Raw genomic sequence first — 740 nt, 5'->3', positions numbered from 1 at the left:
GGAGCGGCCGCATCATGCGTTGAAATACAGAACCCCCGATGCGGTACATAGGGGATTCTGAGTAGAAAAATGCTAGTTGAAAATGTGTAAACCTATTTCAGGACTAGACATCCATTCTGACACTGCCTCAACTGCCTCAACTGCCTCAACTGCCTCAACTGCCTCAACTGCCTCAACTGCCTCAACTGCCTCAACTGCCTCAACTGCCTCAACTCATCATTCAACTTCTTCTATATAGAAGGTAAGAGTTGTTCCTGAACCTAGCGAAATAGTGAATTGTCTGCTCATTTCATCCGAACATCGTTGGCCAGCTGGATATCGCCCACCAGTGTCGCGCAGGGATCTACATATACTCCTTTGCCCAGTTGTGGGCGTTTTCCCTTGTAAGGTCTCAGTCGCAAGTCCATCTGGCCTCCTTGTTTTCGGCCATTCTAGCAACCTGGAGGCGGTTTCTGTGGATAAGTGTGTATAAAAGCTGTGGTCGGAGATGAATAACTAAAAAAGTGCAGTTTTTTGCAATTTTATTGCCGATAAGGGGTTGCCAGAACGAATTCACTCCCTATAATGCGCCTCCATCGACAGGGCAAGCGGCAACGCAAACAACCTCGTCGATAACCTCGAAAAGCCTTTGAAAATAAGGCTTGACTCGAGAAAGCGGTTGAGTAGAATTCCACTCCCGCAGCAACGAACTGTTGCGTCGCTCTTTAACAATTTGAATCAAGCAATCTGTGTGGGCACTC

1 protein-coding gene and 1 pseudogene are annotated in these 740 nt (G+C 47.4%); both read right to left on the bottom strand.

All coding sequences use genetic code 11. The annotated features are described in order from the left end of the window. Positions 1–299 precede the first annotated feature (299 nt). Positions 300–407, bottom strand: a pseudogene (locus ACB035_RS20460) (gamma carbonic anhydrase family protein); the annotation flags it as partial. Between the two features lie 152 nt (positions 408–559). Then, the coding region (locus tag ACB035_RS20455; protein WP_290079994.1) for a hypothetical protein at positions 560–740 on the bottom strand (181 nt) is incomplete at its 5' end.

It is taken from the genome of Aeromonas sp. S12(2024), assembly GCF_041402305.1.
GTDB classification, from domain to species: domain Bacteria; phylum Pseudomonadota; class Gammaproteobacteria; order Enterobacterales; family Aeromonadaceae; genus Aeromonas; species Aeromonas veronii.
This window is presented reverse-complemented; position numbering and strand designations above follow the sequence as displayed.